12 protein-coding genes are annotated in these 14899 nt (G+C 69.0%); 7 read left to right on the top strand and 5 right to left on the bottom strand.

Features of this window, described 5'->3' with window-relative positions:
- Positions 1 to 102 precede the first annotated feature (102 nt).
- The gene (locus AC07OA_RS13115) at positions 103 to 1428 is read left to right on the top strand and encodes an aromatic ring-hydroxylating oxygenase subunit alpha (protein WP_494664247.1); all 1326 of its coding nucleotides are present in this window, start codon (positions 103 to 105) and stop codon (positions 1426 to 1428) included.
- A 169-nt stretch (positions 1429 to 1597) separates the two neighbouring features.
- Here AC07OA_RS13115 and AC07OA_RS13110 read toward each other — a convergent pair whose 3' ends face one another.
- Complete coding sequence (locus tag AC07OA_RS13110) at positions 1598 to 3328, bottom strand: FAD-dependent oxidoreductase (RefSeq protein ID WP_494664246.1); 1731 nt, start codon at positions 3326 to 3328, stop codon at positions 1598 to 1600.
- Positions 3329 to 3497: 169 nt separating this feature from the next.
- Here AC07OA_RS13110 and AC07OA_RS13105 point away from each other — a divergent pair, with 169 nt between their 5' ends.
- On the top strand, positions 3498 to 4655 hold the full coding sequence (locus AC07OA_RS13105) for a CaiB/BaiF CoA transferase family protein (RefSeq protein ID WP_494664245.1): 1158 nt from the start codon (positions 3498 to 3500) through the stop codon (positions 4653 to 4655).
- Entirely contained in the window at positions 4652 to 5842 is a 1191-nt protein-coding gene (locus AC07OA_RS13100) for a CaiB/BaiF CoA transferase family protein (RefSeq protein ID WP_494664244.1), read from the top strand. Before AC07OA_RS13105 ends, AC07OA_RS13100 begins: the two co-directional genes overlap by 4 nt.
- A 104-nt stretch (positions 5843 to 5946) precedes the next feature.
- Here the strand turns inward: AC07OA_RS13100 and AC07OA_RS13095 are convergent, their stop codons facing one another.
- The gene (locus AC07OA_RS13095) at positions 5947 to 6639 is read right to left on the bottom strand and encodes a GntR family transcriptional regulator (RefSeq protein ID WP_494664243.1); all 693 of its coding nucleotides are present in this window, start codon (positions 6637 to 6639) and stop codon (positions 5947 to 5949) included.
- An 84-nt stretch (positions 6640 to 6723) separates the two neighbouring features.
- Here AC07OA_RS13095 and AC07OA_RS13090 point away from each other — a divergent pair, with 84 nt between their 5' ends.
- The 4 genes from AC07OA_RS13090 to AC07OA_RS13075 are packed head-to-tail and all read left to right on the top strand — an operon-like array spanning position 6724 to position 10628.
- Complete coding sequence (locus AC07OA_RS13090) at positions 6724 to 7692, top strand: enoyl-CoA hydratase/isomerase family protein (protein WP_494664242.1); 969 nt, start codon at positions 6724 to 6726, stop codon at positions 7690 to 7692.
- A 4-nt stretch (positions 7693 to 7696) separates the two neighbouring features.
- Positions 7697 to 8725 (top strand): aldo/keto reductase, encoded by a 1029-nt coding sequence (locus tag AC07OA_RS13085; RefSeq protein ID WP_494664241.1) that lies wholly within the window; start codon positions 7697 to 7699, stop codon positions 8723 to 8725.
- The gene (locus tag AC07OA_RS13080; RefSeq protein ID WP_494664240.1) at positions 8725 to 10011 is read left to right on the top strand and encodes a hypothetical protein; all 1287 of its coding nucleotides are present in this window, start codon (positions 8725 to 8727) and stop codon (positions 10009 to 10011) included. The genes AC07OA_RS13085 and AC07OA_RS13080 overlap by 1 nt, the downstream gene beginning before the upstream one ends.
- Positions 10008 to 10628 carry a glutathione S-transferase family protein gene (locus tag AC07OA_RS13075; protein WP_494664239.1) on the top strand — a complete coding sequence of 207 codons (621 nt, stop codon included), beginning with the start codon at positions 10008 to 10010 and terminating at the stop codon, positions 10626 to 10628. Before AC07OA_RS13080 ends, AC07OA_RS13075 begins: the two co-directional genes overlap by 4 nt.
- A gap of 84 nt (positions 10629 to 10712) precedes the next feature.
- Here AC07OA_RS13075 and AC07OA_RS13070 read toward each other — a convergent pair whose 3' ends face one another.
- From AC07OA_RS13070 to AC07OA_RS13060, 3 genes are read right to left on the bottom strand one after another with little or no spacing between them, the layout of a single operon-like run.
- Positions 10713 to 12794, bottom strand: coding sequence for a hydantoinase/oxoprolinase family protein (locus AC07OA_RS13070; protein ID WP_494664238.1), 2082 nt, complete (start codon positions 12792 to 12794; stop codon positions 10713 to 10715).
- 29 nt (positions 12795 to 12823) lie between these two features.
- Complete coding sequence (locus tag AC07OA_RS13065) at positions 12824 to 14638, bottom strand: hydantoinase B/oxoprolinase family protein (protein WP_494664237.1); 1815 nt, start codon at positions 14636 to 14638, stop codon at positions 12824 to 12826.
- Between the two features lie 19 nt (positions 14639 to 14657).
- Positions 14658 to 14870 (bottom strand): hypothetical protein, encoded by a 213-nt coding sequence (locus AC07OA_RS13060; protein WP_494664236.1) that lies wholly within the window; start codon positions 14868 to 14870, stop codon positions 14658 to 14660.
- Between the last annotated feature and the right edge of the window lie 29 nt (positions 14871 to 14899).

Here is a 14899-nt window from a genome sequence, read left to right as displayed (position 1 = left end):
TTGACAGCTTTTCGCGGGCGACCGACCCAGGCTGTCGGTGGGCGAAAGGCGCGCGCGTGACGCGCCGGTTCACCTCTGTGTGCTGGAGAGGAAAAGCCCGCGATGACCGTCCGCGACATCACCGAACGCCCCGTCGTTATCGGCGTCGAATCCTACGTGTCGGAGGCCTATGCCCGCGCCGAGGACGACCGCCTCTGGGCTAAGGTCTGGCAGGTGGCGTGCCGCGAGGAGGAGATCCCCAAGGTCGGCGACTACGTGACCTACGACATCTTCGAAGAGTCGATCATCGTCGCCCGCGTCGCGCCCGACCGCATCGCCGCCTACTACAATGTCTGCCTCCATCGCGGCCGCCGGCTGACCTCGGGCTGCGGCCACACCAAGCGGTTCGTCTGCCGCTTCCACGGCTGGAAGTGGGACCTGGAGGGGAACAATGTCGAGGCCCTGGCCCGCGAGGACTGGGAAGGCGCGCTGAGCGACGAGAGCCTGCGGATGAAGCCGGTGAAGGTCGACATCTGGGGCGGCTGGGTGTTTGTCAGCATGGACCCGGACGCCGAACCGCTGCGCGACTATCTGGGCGTGGCCGCCGAGATGCTCGACCCATTCGAGCTGGACCGGATGCGCTATCGCTGGCGTCAGTGGTTGACCTTTCCGTGCAACTGGAAGGTCGCCATTGAGGCTTTCGTCGAGGGCTACCACGTGCCCGGCACCCATCCGCAGCTGACCAAGTACGGCGCCAAGTCGACCTGGAGCCAGGCCCACGGCCGCCACAGCGTGTTCGGTCCCGGCGCGGCCCAGAAGGGCTTCGGCGGCGCCTCGGGCGGGGCGGGGGAGGCGACCGACATGCGCGTCGCGCTCGCCGAGGTGCTGGGCCAGCTGTGGGAGGAGGTCAACGCCACCACCACCCAGACCATCGTCGATGTCGCCAACCGCCTGGTCGACGAACTGCCCGCCGACACCCCGCCCCAGCAGGTGCAGATCCATCTGATGACCGAGGCGGCCAAGGCCGATGCGGCGCGCGGCGTGTTCTGGCCTAGAATCGACCCGGCCCACTTCGCCAAGGCCGGCACGGTCTGGCACCTGTTCCCCAACACCGTGGTGATCCAGGGTCCGACCTTCGCCCTCTGCTATCGGGCGCGTCCGAAGGGCGCCGATCCCAATAGCTGCATCTTCGAGGTCTATGTGATCGAGCGCTATCCGGAAGGCGCCGAACCCAAGCCGGAGAACCGCTTCGTGCCCATCGAGGACGAGGCCGCCTGGCGCAAGGTGCTGGGCCAGGACTTCGCCAACATGGAAGCGGTGCAGCAGGGGATCAAATCGCGGGGGTTTCCGGGGCCGCGTCCGAACCCGGTGCAGGAGCGGGGGGTGACGAACTTCCACCGCGTGCTGGCGGAGTACATGGGGACGGGGGCGCCGGTGCCGCTCGACTAGTCCTTCTCCCCTTGCGGGAGAAGGTGTCGGCGTAGCCGACGGATGAGGGGTCGATAGACATCAAAGCCGCGATCAGTCGAAAGGCCGGTCGCCGCTTTTGCGTTCTTCAACCCCTCACCCGACCCCACTCCGTGGGGCCACCCTCTCCCGCAAGGGGAGAGGGATGCTTTCAGGCCGACGCCTTCGCCGCTTTCTTCGGTTTCACCTCCCCATTCGTCGCCCGCGCCGCGATCTCGTTCGCGGCGATGTAGCCGAACACCATGGCCGGGCCGATGGTCGCCCCCGCGCCCGGATAGCAGATGCCGAACGGGCTGCCGGTGGCGTTGCCAGCGGCGTAGAGGCCGGTGATCGGCTTGTCGGCGCCGTCCAACACCTGGCCTCGCGCGTCGCACTTCAGTCCGCCCTTGGTGCCCAGATCCCCGAGATTGATCGGCACGGCGTAGAAGGGGGCCACGGCGATGGGGCCCAGGCACGGATTGGGCGTCACGGTCGGGTCGCCGAAGCCGCGGTCATAGCCGCTGGAGCCGCGACCGAACTCGGGGTCCTCGCCCTTGGCGGCGTAGTCGTTCATGCGGCTCACCACGCCGGTCAGCTTGGCGGGATCCAGATCGATCTTCCTGGCCAGCGCCCCGATGGTGTCGGCCTTGAAGATGTAGTGGTCCCACCAGTCCACGGGGATCGACTTGTCGGCCATGATCGCGGCGGGCAGGAAGCCGCCGGCCGTGAACTTGTCGCGGAAGGTCTTGTCGAACACCAGCCAGCAGGGGGTGTTGGCGCCGGTCTTCAGCTGGTCGTCGACCATGGCCTTGCCGAACAGGTCGTAGCTGCAGCTCTCGTTGACGAAGCGGTCGCCGTTGCGGTTGACGCAGACGCTGTAGGGCCGGCCCACGTCGAACACCGCCTGGTGGGTCTCCTCGAAGTTCGACGCGCTCTGGCTGGGCATGACCATGGTCGGCGCCCACCAGCCGGCCTCGGTGTATTCGGTGGTCGCGCCGATCCTCTCGGCCGCCAGCAGGGCCTGGCCGTCGTTGCCGCCCTGCGGGGTGCTGCCCCACCAGATCGAGGTCTTGATCGGGTAGAAGCGGTCGCGCAGTTCCTGGTTCCACTCGAAGCCGCCGGCGCAGATCACCACCCCGTGGCGCGCGTGGATCTCGTAGGGCGTGCCGAACTTGGAGACCTTCACGCCCGAAACCCGGCCGTCGGTGAACAGCAGCTCGTCCAGCTTGGTCTCCAGCCGGATTTCCACGCCCTTGGCGGCCAGTTGCTCCATCAGCGGACCGATCAGGGCCGCGCCCGAGGTGAACCAGCGGTCGCGCTTCGTGACCGCCCGGGTCTTGCGGTCGGCCCAGTAGCGGCCCACCACCCGGGCCAGCATCCGCTTCCAGCCCTTGGCCCGCGCGGCGATGGTGAAGGTCTCCTCCAGGTTCATCGCATAGCGGTTGAACAGCTTGAAGCGCGGGTACTGCTCGCGCATCAGCGGGAACGCCTCGCCCAGCTTGCCGCCGTCCCACATGGGCAGGACCAGCGAGCGGTCGGCGCGCGCGCCTGGCGATTCCGAGAAGTAGTCGGGCCAGGGCATCGGCATGAAATCGATGCCCTGCTCGCCCAGATAGCTCAGCATCTCGGCGCCGGTGTCGACATAGGCCTCCAGGCGCTCCTGGTTCAGCGGGCCCTGAGTGACGGCCTTGAGGTAGGTGAGGGTCTCCTCGCGGGTGTCGGTGGTGCCGCCCAGGCCGTGGTTGGGAATCCAGGCCACCCCGCCCGAGGTGGCCGAGGTGCCGCCGTACTTGTGGGCCTTCTCGACGATCAGCACGTCCAGGCCCAGGTCGCGGGCCCGCAGGGCGGCGGTCATGCCGGCCGATCCCGACCCCACCACGATCACGTCATGCGTCTGCGCCATCTCGCTCCCCGATACTTGTGATTTGGCGGCACGCTAGCGGGCGGCCCTTCGGGCTTCGACCGCCGATCGCCGGAGTGCCGGATGCGACAGTTCGGGCTTCCATCGCAGACAAGTGCGGCGGTGTAGGAAGAGTATGTCGGATCGAAAGACCGCCGCCTTCGGAGCCCGCATGTCCGCCTTGAGCCCCTATCGGATCGTCGAGCTGGCGCACGGCGTGTCGGGCGAATACTGCGGCAAGCTGCTGGCCGATTTCGGGGCCGAGGTGATCAAGGTCGAACCGCCGGGCGGCAGTCCGACCCGGGCGCTGGGGCCGTTCAAGGACGACGTCGCCGGCCCCGAGCGCAGCGGCCTGTTCGCCTATCTCAACACCAACAAGCGCTCGGTGGTGCTGGACCTGGAGACCCCGGCCGGCCGCGAGATGCTGGAGCGCCTGCTGGCCCGCGCCGACGCGGTGATCGACGACCACGCGCCCGGCTGGCTGGATGGTCTGGGACTGGGCCTGGAGGCGGCCCGGCAGAGCCATCCGAAGCTGGTGGTGTGCTCGGTCACGCCCTTCGGCCAGTCGGCCCCGCCCGAGCGCGCCCAGGCCGAGGACCTGACGGTGATCCAGGCCAGCGGCTGGGGCTATCACACCCCCACGGGCGCCGATCCGGCGCGGCCGCCGCTGAAGGGGGCGGGGCGCTTCCTGGCCAGCTACGAGGCGGGGCTGGAGGCGGCCATGTGCGTGGTGGCCGCTCTCTATGGCCGCGAGGAGACCGGCAAGGGCCGGGCCATCGACATCTCCAAGCAGGAGGTCCTGGCTTCGCGCGTCGACTATGTACTGGGCCAGATGGTGGCCGGCGACATGGATGTCGACACCGGCCGCGCGCGCTTCGACCTGGGCGGCCCGGCCGGGATCTTCCCGTGCCGCCAGGGCTTCGTCTATCTGTGGATGTCGGCCCCCTCGCACTGGAAGGCCATCGGCCAGTTGCTGGGCCAGCCGGAATGGATGGCGGCCTTCCCCGACAATTGGCTGGAGCGTGGCCTGACGCCCGAGCGCATCGCCGAGTGCCGCCGCCATGTCGGCGACTGGCTGAAGACGCAAGACAAGAACGACGTCGCCGCGGCGGCCCAGACGCTGGGCCTGACCCTGGTGCCGGTCAACGATCCCGGCGATCTGGTCGGGTCCGAGCAGTACAAGCATCGCGGCTTCTTCGCGCGGGTCGAGCATCCGGTGCTGGGGGCGGCGCTCTATCCGACCGTGCCCTACAAGCTCAGCCGGACGCCGGCGCGGATCGAGCGAGCGGCGCCCTTGCTGGGCGAGCACGGCGCGGAGGCCTTCGCATGACGACCCCACGCGGTGGCCCGTTGCAGGGCGTGCGGGTTCTGGAGCTGACCAAGGTCTGGGCCGGTCCCTATGCGGGCAAGCAACTGGCCTTCCTCGGGGCCGAGGTGATCCGGGTCGAGAGCCGGGGCTCGCTGGACGTCACCCGCACCTTCGGCGTCGACGACATCGACAAGGCCCCGGGGTTCCGGGCGGTCAATCCACAGAAGCTGAGCGCCCAGATCGACATGAAGTCCAAGGACGGGATCGCCCTGCTGAAGGATCTGATCGGCCGGTGCGATGTGCTGATCGAGAACCTGCGGCCCGGCGCCATCGAGCGGCTGGGCCTGGGTTACGAGGCAGTCAGGGCGATCAAGCCCGACATCATCTTCGTGTCGATGGGCATGTACGGCGCCGACGGGCCGCTGGCCTACCAGACGGGTTACGCGCCGTGCTTCGTGGCCCTGGGGGGGCTCAGCGCCCTGGTCGGCTACGAGGGCGAGGCGCCGGCCGGCATGAACGTGCGCTACGCCGACTCCACCTTCGGCACGGCCGCCGCCTACGCGACCCTGGTGGCCCTGGTCCACAGGCGTCGGACGGGCGAGGGCCAGTTCATCGACGTGTCGGCGGTCGAGACCATGACCAGCATGATCGGCGACAGCGTCATGGACTTCAGCCTGAACGGCCGGGTCGCCGCCTGCGACGGCAACCGCCACGCCGAGATGGCGCCGCACGGGGTCTATCCTTGCGGCGAGGACTGGATCGCCATCGCCGTGTCTTCCGACGCGGCCTGGCGGGCGCTGACCGAGGCGATGGGCCGGCCCGAGGATCCGAGGTTTGCCACCCTGGCCGACCGCAAGGCCCACGAGGCCGAGCTGGACGCCCTGATCGCGGCCTGGACCCGCGACCAGGACGCCGGAGGTCTGGCGGAGACGTTGCAGGCGGCGGGCGTCGCGGCGGCCAAGAGCGCGGCCTCGGTCGACCTGGTCTCCGACGCCCACCTGTGGGGCAGGGGGTTCTATCCCGAGGTGACCGACGCCTCGGGCGAGAGCCGCTCGGTGATCGGGCCGTCCTGGCGGATGTCGGACGCGGCGCAGATCGCGGATGGCGCGCCGACCCTGGGTCAGCACAACGCCTATGTATTCGGCGACATCCTGGGGATGCCGGCCGAGGAGCGCGAGCGGCTGATGGCGGCGGGCGTGATCCGGTAGGCGCATCACCCTCTCCCAGAGGGAGAGGGAGGGACCCGCCGCGTAGCGGTGCGAGGGTGAGGGGTTACGCCGCCAACCGGCGTGCCGGCACGCCGGCCGGCGCCTTACCCCCTCACCCCGACCCTCTCCCCCTGGGAGAGGGAGACCTGTTCCCGCACCGCCGCCAAGTGCGCCCGCCCGGCCGCGTCGCCGCGCTCGACGTCCCCCGCCGCGACCGCCGCCGCCATGGCCTGGAAGTCGGCCAGCCGTCCTTGCTCCAGCCCCGGCGAGCGGTGCTGGGCGTAGACGATGTGTAGCCCCAGCGGTCGGAACAGCCGCTGCAGTTCGCCATTGCCGCCGATCTCGATCAGCGCCCGATAGAACCGGCGGCGGCTCCGGGCGAAGGCGCCGGGCGCGTGGGCGTGGGCGCCGTGTTCCAGCTCGGCGAGGGCCGCCTCCAGAACGAGGCGATGGTCCTCCGCCCGATAGCGCCGCGCCGCCGTCGCCACGATCAGGCCGACCAGCGGCTCGGCGACGTCCAGCGCGTCGGCCGTCTCGGCGGCGTCCAGCTGGCGGATGGCCGCCGAGCGGTGGCGGGTCAGGTCGATCACACCGTGCGCCGCCAGCCACTGCACGGCCTCGCGCACGGCGTTGCGGCCGACGCCGTATTGCCGGGCCAGGTCCGTCTCCACCAGCCGCTGGCCCGGGATCAGCCGCTGGGTCTCCAGCGCCTGCATGATCCCGCGCGACACCCGCCGCGAGGCCGCCGCCGCGCCCATCTCATCGCCCGAGCGGCTATTTCCGTCAGATTGTTCCACAATCTTGTTCCATCAGATTTCGCGCTCTTACTATCTGGCTTCGAAGGCGACGTGAAGCGCGCCCGATCATTCGCGGAGAAGGAAATGGCCCAAGCTGACGATCGTCCGCCGCCGGAGGAGATTATCCTCTACGAGAAGGACCCCAAGACGAAGATCGCCACGATCACCTTCAATCGTCCCGACCACCTGAACGCCCCGACCATCGCCGCGCGCCTACGCTATTCCAAGCTGCTGCACCGGGCCAATATCGACGACGACGTGAAGGTGCTGGTGATCCGGGGCGTGGGCAATAACCTGGGCGGCGGGGCCGACCTGCCCGAACAGGCCGAGATGCTGTCGGAAACCGCCGAGGTCTCGCTGCTGCGCGAGTTCGAGATCGGCGACGACGAGGACGTCAGGTATCCGCCCAAGGACTCCTATCGCTACCTGGCCTCGCTGACCCAGCTCTACGCCAATTCCAACTTCGGCTGCCGCAGCCTGCAGGACTTCAAGAAGATCAGCATCGTCGAGGTGAAGGGCTATTGCTACGGCTGGCACTTCTACCAGGCGGGCGACGCGGACCTGGTGATCTCGTCGGACGACGCGCTCTTCGGCCACCCGGCCTTCCGCTACGTGGGCTGGGGGCCGCGCATGTGGCAGTGGGCCCAGACCATGGGGCTGCGCAAGTTCCAGGAGATGGTGTTCACCGGCCGTCCCTTCACCGCCAAGGAGATGCAGGACTGCAACTTCATCAACAGCGTGGTGCCGCGCGATCAGCTGGAGGCCGAGGTCGAGAAGTACGCCCTGGCCTGCAGCCGCACCCGGCCCAGCGACGTGGTCTTCATGCAGAAGACCTTCTTCGAGGTGATGAAGCAGCAGCAGGGCGAATATATGGGCAGCATCCTGACCGGCTGGATGGAGTCGATGCTGCCGCTGGTGAAGAACGACGGCGACGAGCTGACCCTGGGCGACGACACCTTCGAAAAGGGCGTCAACAACGCGGTCAAGGACAACGACAGCCAGTTCCCGCCCGACTTCCGCCTGAGCAAGAGCGGCCGCAAGGCCAAGAGCTGAGGCCATGCGGTACGCCATGCTGGGCCAGACCGGCCTGGCCGTCTCGCGCCTGGGCTTCGGCGCCCTGACCTTCACCCAGGGCAATCGCAGCCTGGGGGCGGTCTACAAGGTGGGCGCCGACCTTGCCGACCAACTGGTCGGCCTGGCGCTGGACGCGGGCGTGACCCTGTTCGACACGGCCGACGTCTACGCCGACGGCGAGTCCGAGGCCCTGCTGGGCGCGGCCCTGAAGCCGCATCGCGACAAGGTGGTGCTGACCACCAAGGTCGGCAATCGGGGCGGCGACCGCGACCTGAATCGCGCGGGGCTGTCGCGGCGCCACATCCTGTGGTCGGTCGATCAGAGCCTCAGGCGGTTGGGGACCGACTGGATCGACCTCTATGTCGCCCACCGCGAGGATCCCTTCACGCCACTGGAGGAGACGCTGGAGGCGTTCGACGCTGTCGTCCGCTCGGGCAAGGTCCGCTATATCGGCTTTTCCAACTGGTCGGCCTGGAAGGCGGCGGCGGCGCTGGAGATCCAGAAGGCGGGCGGCCTGGCGCCGTTCACCCACGGCCAGATGTACTATTCGCTGCTGGGCCGCGACATCGAGCGCGACGCCCTGGCCATGATGGCGCGCTACGGCCTGGGCCTGACGGTCTGGAGCCCGCTGGCCTTCGGGTTCCTGAGCGGGGCCTACACGCGCGAGGACCTGGCGCGGCCCGACAACCGGTTCTCCAGTTTCGACATGCTGGGCTTCGACCGCGACAAGGGCTTCGCGGTGGTCGAGGTCCTGCGCCGCATCGCGGCGGCGCATTCGGCCACCGTGGCCCAGGTCGCCATCGCCTGGGTCCTGAGCCGGCCGGGCGTCACCAGCGTGCTGCTGGGCGCGACCAAGCTGCATCAGCTGGAGGACAATCTCGGCGCGGTCGACGTGGCGCTGACGCCAGAGGACCTCGCCGAGCTGGACGCCGCCACCGCCATCGAACCGATCTACGCCACCTCGCAATGGATCGCGCCCGACCATCGGCTGGCCAAGGCTTTGGCTCGGTGATGGCCTGGGTTCGAGGCGACGCCAATGGGCTTGGCATTCCAGCGACGCCGGAGGCCTTGCGCGAGGGCGGGGCGGCTTTCCTGACCGACGCCTTCCATACCAGCGGCGCCCTGGCGCTGGACAACGCCGTCGCGCGGATCGTCGCCGTCGCGGACTGTCCCGGCGGCAGCACCGGGCGGAAGCTGTTCCTGTCGGTGGCCTACGACCGGCCGGGCACGGACCTGCCGACCGAGCTCTTCGTCAAGTTCTCGCGCGACTTCGACGACCCGATCCGCGACCGGGGCAAGGACCAGATGGCGGGGGAGGTGAAGCTGGCGACCCTGTCGCGCACGCGGGGCTTTCCCATTGCCGTGCCGGCGTGCCTGTTCGCCGACCATCACGCCGAGAGCCAGACGGGTCTCCTGATCACCGAGAAGATCGCGTTCGGGGTGGGGGCGGTCGAGCGGCACTACGACAAGTGCCTGGACGAAACCATGCCGGACCCGCCTGGTCATTACCGCGCCTTGGTCCGGGCGGTGGCTCGGCTCGCCGGAGCGCACAGGGCCGGACGCCTGACCGGAGATGTCGATGCGTTGTTTCCGTTCGACCGGGCGGCGGCCGAGGCGAGCGATCCGATCCGCCACGACGCCCGCCAGATCGGCAACCGGCTGTCGCGCTGGGGCGAGTTCGCGGCTCGCCATCCGGGGCTGGTCCCCGAGGTCCTGGCGGACCCGGCCTTCATCGCCAGGCTGAAGGACGAGGCGCCGCGCTTCCTGGAGCACGAGCGAGCCATCAAGCGGTTCCTGCACGCCGCCCCCGACCTGATCGCCCTGTGCCATTGGAACGCCAATGTCGACAACGCCTGGTTCTGGCGGGGCGACGACGGCGCGCTCCAGTGTGGGCTGATGGACTGGGGTCGCGTGGGCCAGATGAACGTCGCCCTGGCCCTGTGGGGCGCGCTCAGCGCCGCCGAGCCGGCGATGCTTGAGGCCCATCTCGACGACCTGCTGGCCCTGTTCGCCGCCGAATACCGCGCCCAGGGCGGACCGGCCTTGGACGTGGCGACCCTGGGCCTGCGCCTGGATCTGTTCGTCGCCAACATGGGACTGGCCTGGCTGATGGACGCGCCGGCCCTGATCGAGGCCTGGGTCCCGGAGCTAGACACCGTCGCAGACCGCCGTGACCCCCGCTTTCGCGACAACGAGGCGGCGCGCACCCAGCTGCACATGGCCACCAACTTCCTGAACCTCTGGCGCGTGCGCGACTTCGGCGCGGCGCTGAGCCGCTGTCTTCGCGAGGCCCCATGATCGTCGTCCATCACCTGGAAAACTCCCGCTCGCAACGGGTCCTCTGGCTGCTGGAGGAGTTGGGCCTGCCCTATGAGGTACGCCGCCACGAGCGGGCCAAGACCATGGCCGCGCCGGCCGAGCTGAAGCAGGTCCATCCGCTGGGCAAGTCGCCGATCATCCAGGAAGGGGACGTCGTCGTCGCCGAGACCGGGGCGATCCTGGAATATCTGGTCGACAAGGCCGGCGGCTATCTGGGCGCGCCGCCGACCCGGGCCGAGGCCCTGCGCTACCGATATTTCATCCACTACGCCGAGGGCTCGGTGATGCCGGCCCTGCTGATGCTGCTGGTCCTGGAGCGCGTGCCGATGTTCGGCAAGGCGGTGGCCAAGCGGCTGAAGCCGATGCTCGACGCGCACCTGGACTACATCGAGGCCGAACTGGCGACGCGGCCGTGGTTCGCCGGAGAGGCGTTCACGGCCGCCGATGTGATGATGAGCTTTCCCGTCGAGTTCGCCGGGGCGCGGACCGGCGGACTTAAGGGGCGGCCGAGCACCACGGCGTGGCTGGCGGCGGCGCAGGCGCGACCGGCCTATCGCGCGGCGCTGGCGAAGGGCGGCCCGTACGCGTTCGCGTGAGCGCGGCTATCGCATTCTCAATCGATCCGTCATTCCCGCCACAAGGGCGGGAATGACGGATCAAAAGGGAAGGGTCATGGACAGTTAGGAAGCCCGCACCCGCGTCAGCTCGTAATCCCCCGCGTCGTCGACGTGCAGCTTCCAGCCGGGATAGACGACGATGGTCGTGAAGGTCTCCTCGACGATGGCCGGGCCGACGATCTCGTGGCCGGGGTTCAAACCCTTGCCCAGGAAGATGTCGGTGGGCTGGTAGCCGAGGCCGAGATTGGCGCGGCGGGTCTTGTCGGCCTTGGGCGCGACGCGGGGCGCGGTGACGCCCTTGCCGACCACCGGCGAGGCGGTGACCACCGAGGCCGACAGGCGCACGCCGGTGACCTCCGGAACCTCGCCCTCGCGGATGTGGCCGTACTCTTCCATGTGGCGGCGGTTGAAGGCCTCGATGGCCTGGGCGCCCAGGCCCGCGTCGACGAAGTCGAGGTCGCCCAGGCCCTTGGCCTCGTGCAGGTCGAAGGTCAGGGCCCAGTTCTGGCCGGGATAGCGCATATTGACCTGGTAGCGCGCCACCACCTCGTCGGCGCGGAAGGTGGCGTCGGTGAAGTACTTCTGGGCGCGCGTCGCCAGGTTGCCCCACAGGGCCTGCATCTTGCCGGTGTCCAGCGCATTGGCGGGGGCGGCGTAGGAACGTTCCTCGTCGATGTGCGGATTGGCCACCAGGGTCCCGAGCGCCGAAAAGGTGGGCGAGGCCTTGGGGACCAGCACGCGCGCGATGCCCAGGTCCTCGGCCTGGATGGCGGCGAAGGCCGGGCCGTTGCCGCCATAGGCCAGCATGACCATGTCCTGCGGGTCGATGCCCTTGCCGGCGGTGATCCGACGCACGCCTTGCGACATACCCGCATTCACCACGCGCCAGCAGTCGAACGCCGCGTCCTCGGCGCTGTAGCCCATCTGGTCGCCGATGGCCTGGAAGGCCTCCACGACGCCGGCCTTGCTCAGCGAGAAGCTGCCGCCGGCGAAGTCGGACTCGGCCGACAGGATGCCCAGCATCAAGAGGGCGTCGGTGATGGTGGGCTGGGTCCCGCCGCGCCCGTAGCAGATCGGACCGGGGTCCGAGCCGGCCGAGGCCGGGCCCACCTGCAGGGCGCCGTTGTCGACCTGGCAGATCGAGCCGCCGCCGGCCCCCAGGGTCTCGACCTTCACCATCGGCACGCCCACCAGGTAGCGGTGGTGCATGTTCCAGCCGGCTTCGGCGGGGGCGGCGCCGTTCAGCACCACCGAGATGTCGTAGGACGTGCCGCCCATGTCGACGCACAGGATGTTGGAATGGCCCTTGGCCACGCCCACGTGCGCCGAGCCGATCACCCCGCCGGCCGGACCCGAGGCCAGCACCCGGATGGGCGAGCCCTCGATATAGTCCTTGGTCATCACCCCGCCGCTGGCCTGCATGACCATCAGCTGCTTGGCGTAGCCGGCGTCCTTCACCCGGGTGACCAGCTTTTCCAGGTACGAGGTCACCTTGGGGGCGACATAGGCATTCACGACCGTGGTGCTGGTGCGCTCGTACTCGGGCGCGCGGGGCAGGACCTCGTGCGAGGTCGAGATCTGCACGCCGGGCATCTCCTCGGCGACGATCGCGGCCACCCGCTTTTCGTGGTCGGGATTGACGAACGAGAACAGCAGCGAGATCGCCACCGACTCCACGCCCTGCTTCTTCAGCCGCCGGCAGGCCTCGCGCACGGCGTCTTCGTCGAGGTCCTTGTAGACGCTGCCGTCGTGCAGGACGCGCTCCGGGATGGTCAGGCGGCGGCGGCGCGGGGTGATCTGGGGCGGCGGCTCCAGGCGGACGTCCCAGATGCTTTCCTTGAAGCCCCGGCGGTACTCCATCTCGTCGCGGAAGCCCTCGGTGGTGATCAGGCCGGTCACCGCGCCGTTCATCTCGATCAGGGTGTTGTCGGCCACCGTGGTGCCGTGGACGATGGCGTCGCAGCGGCCCAGGAAGTCCTCCAGCGACAGCCCCTCGATCTCGGCCAGCTTGCCGAGGCCCGTCAGCACGCCCAGCGAGCGGTCCTCCGGCGTGCTCAGGTTCTTGTGCAAGACCACCTTGGAGCCGTTCAGCAACGCGAAGTCGGTGAACGTCCCGCCGATGTCGATGCCGACGCGATAACCCATAAATATCCCCTCGATACGCTTTGTCGGCTTTAGGCGGCCTGGCCCTGGCCCATGCGGGCGCGCAGCGCCTGGGTGGCGGCGACGTCGACCGCCAGGTCGTAGTCCTCGACGCGGCCCGTGAAGACCACGCCGTACTTGTCGCGCGCCCGGCCGATGCTGACGATCTCGTCCAGGGCGTCTTCCTTGACGGCCTCGGGATCGCGTAGCAGGGCCGGCTCGAAGCCCGCGCCGCCGCCGTGCTGGTAGGCGATCACCGCGCCCGCCGGCAGTTGGGCGCGGGCGGTCAGGTCGATCTTGTATTCGTTGGGCGTGCCGACCTCGAAATGGTTCGAATAGGGGCTGGCGTCGTCGCCGCCCAGGAGGCCGCTCATCGGGTGGTCGGACGACACCATCCAGGCCATGGCGAAGGTCGGCTCCAGCACCTTCTTGACGTTCAGGCTGCCCGGCTGGCCGCGCCAGCGGCCGGCGCCTTCGGAGTCCTGGGTCATTTCGCGGTTCAGGTTCACGACAGGGAAGCGGGCCTCGGCGTCCTCGGCCTGGGCCAGCAGCAGGTTGCCCAGGCCCACGGGGCACGAACCCCAGCCGTCGATGCCCTGCACGGCCGAGACGTCCATGGTGCGGGCGTCCACGCCCTGGTCCATCCACATCTGGCCGGTCTTGTCGAAGCCGATGACGGCGTTGGGCATGCCGATCTTGTAGACCTGCGGGGCCGAGCGATCCGGGGCCACCTGGGCCAGGGCCACGCAGACGGCCTCGGTGATCTCGCAGGCCGGGTGGAACGAGCCCAGGGCGGCGGGCTTGTTGGGCGGCGGATGGGCGATGGTGCCTTCCGGGATGATCATCTCGACCCCGTGGAACAGGCCCTCGTTCTTGACGATGGCCGGATCGATGGAGGCGGCGATCTGGGTCATGATGTAGCCGCGGCTGTTGGCGAAGGTGTTCCACACCCCCACCAGGTCTTGGCGGTCGTCTGTGCCGGTCAGGTCGACGGTCAGTTGGTCGCCCTTCACCGTGCAGGCGACGTGGACCTTGATGTCCTTGGTGCCGAGCGTGTCGTGATCGATCAGGACGTCGGCGTGGTACACACCATCGGCCCACTTCGACACTTCTTCGCGGAAGCGCTTTTCGGTGTAGTCGATGTTGTAGTTGATCGCCGCGCGGACCGTGTCGGTCCCCCACTTGTGGATGATGTTCTGCAGCAGGCGGGCCGAGTGCTGCACCCCGCCGATCATGGCCGCGAGATCCCCCGAGAACGACGGGAAGCGGTTGTTGCGTTCCAGGAGCTTGATGGCGTCGCGGCGCTTTTCCCCGCGATGCACCAGCTTCAGGCAGGGGATGGCCAGGCCCTCGGTGAAGATGTCGGTGGCTTCCAGGGTGAAGCCGCCCGGGTCCTTGCCGCCGGTGTCGCCCTGGTGGGCCTGCAGCGCCTGGATCAGCACCAGCTGGCCGTCGTCGTCGAACACCGGGGCGTAGACGTTGTAGTCGGGCAGGTGGCCGCCGCCGTAGTCGGGATCGTTGCCCACGAAGACGTCGCCGGGACCCCACTCGTACTCGTCGAACAGGTCCAGGCCATAGCGCACGGTCAGCTGCGAGACGAAGGTCAGGTGCGGGGTGCCGATCGACACGGCGGCCAGGCGCCCGTGGGCGTCGATGACGGCGGCGTTGCGTTCGTTGGACTGGTTGATGATCGGCGACGAGGCGGCCCGGCCCAGGAAGGTCGCGGCCTCGAAACAGACCGTCTCCATGGCCCCGCGGATGATGCTGGCGGTGACCGGGTCGATGTTGACCGTGGTCGGCAGCGGATCGCGCTTGGCGGCCAGGCGCTTGTTCAGTTCGAAGGACATGGCGCGGATCCTTTCAGGGCTACTGTTCGGTCGACCAGGTGGTGAGTTCGGGCGGCACGGGGCTGGCGGCGTCGATCTCGACCAGCTCGCCGCAGGGGGTCTTGCCGTAGACCGACAGGGCGATGCCCAGGTCGATCGGCTCGGCCGGTTCGCGCCCCAAAGGTTTCCGGAGGTCGGGGTTCGCGCTCGGCTTGCCCTTGCCGCCTCCCGCGTGCTGGGGCCCACGAGTCATCGATCCTCCGCTGAACTGGCCTTGCGTTC

This window comes from Caulobacter sp. GW821-FHT09B08 (assembly GCF_059418225.1).
Note: the sequence above shows the minus strand (reverse complement) of the source record. Positions and strands in the feature narration are given on the sequence as shown.

What these genes read in the sequence shown, in the direction of transcription:
- AC07OA_RS13115 (WP_494664247.1), top strand. Translation starts at nt 103, where the DNA reads ATGACCGTCCGCGACATCACCGAACGCCCCGTCGTTATCGGCGTCGAA.
- AC07OA_RS13110 (WP_494664246.1), bottom strand. Translation starts at nt 3,328, where the DNA reads ATGGCGCAGACGCATGACGTGATCGTGGTGGGGTCGGGATCGGCCGGC.
- AC07OA_RS13105 (WP_494664245.1), top strand. Translation starts at nt 3,498, where the DNA reads ATGTCCGCCTTGAGCCCCTATCGGATCGTCGAGCTGGCGCACGGCGTG.
- AC07OA_RS13100 (WP_494664244.1), top strand. Translation starts at nt 4,652, where the DNA reads ATGACGACCCCACGCGGTGGCCCGTTGCAGGGCGTGCGGGTTCTGGAG.
- AC07OA_RS13090 (WP_494664242.1), top strand. Translation starts at nt 6,724, where the DNA reads ATGGCCCAAGCTGACGATCGTCCGCCGCCGGAGGAGATTATCCTCTAC.
- AC07OA_RS13085 (WP_494664241.1), top strand. Translation starts at nt 7,697, where the DNA reads ATGCGGTACGCCATGCTGGGCCAGACCGGCCTGGCCGTCTCGCGCCTG.
- AC07OA_RS13080 (WP_494664240.1), top strand. Translation starts at nt 8,725, where the DNA reads ATGGCCTGGGTTCGAGGCGACGCCAATGGGCTTGGCATTCCAGCGACG.
- AC07OA_RS13075 (WP_494664239.1), top strand. Translation starts at nt 10,008, where the DNA reads ATGATCGTCGTCCATCACCTGGAAAACTCCCGCTCGCAACGGGTCCTC.
- AC07OA_RS13070 (WP_494664238.1), bottom strand. Translation starts at nt 12,794, where the DNA reads ATGGGTTATCGCGTCGGCATCGACATCGGCGGGACGTTCACCGACTTC.
- AC07OA_RS13065 (WP_494664237.1), bottom strand. Translation starts at nt 14,638, where the DNA reads ATGTCCTTCGAACTGAACAAGCGCCTGGCCGCCAAGCGCGATCCGCTG.
- AC07OA_RS13060 (WP_494664236.1), bottom strand. Translation starts at nt 14,870, where the DNA reads ATGACTCGTGGGCCCCAGCACGCGGGAGGCGGCAAGGGCAAGCCGAGC.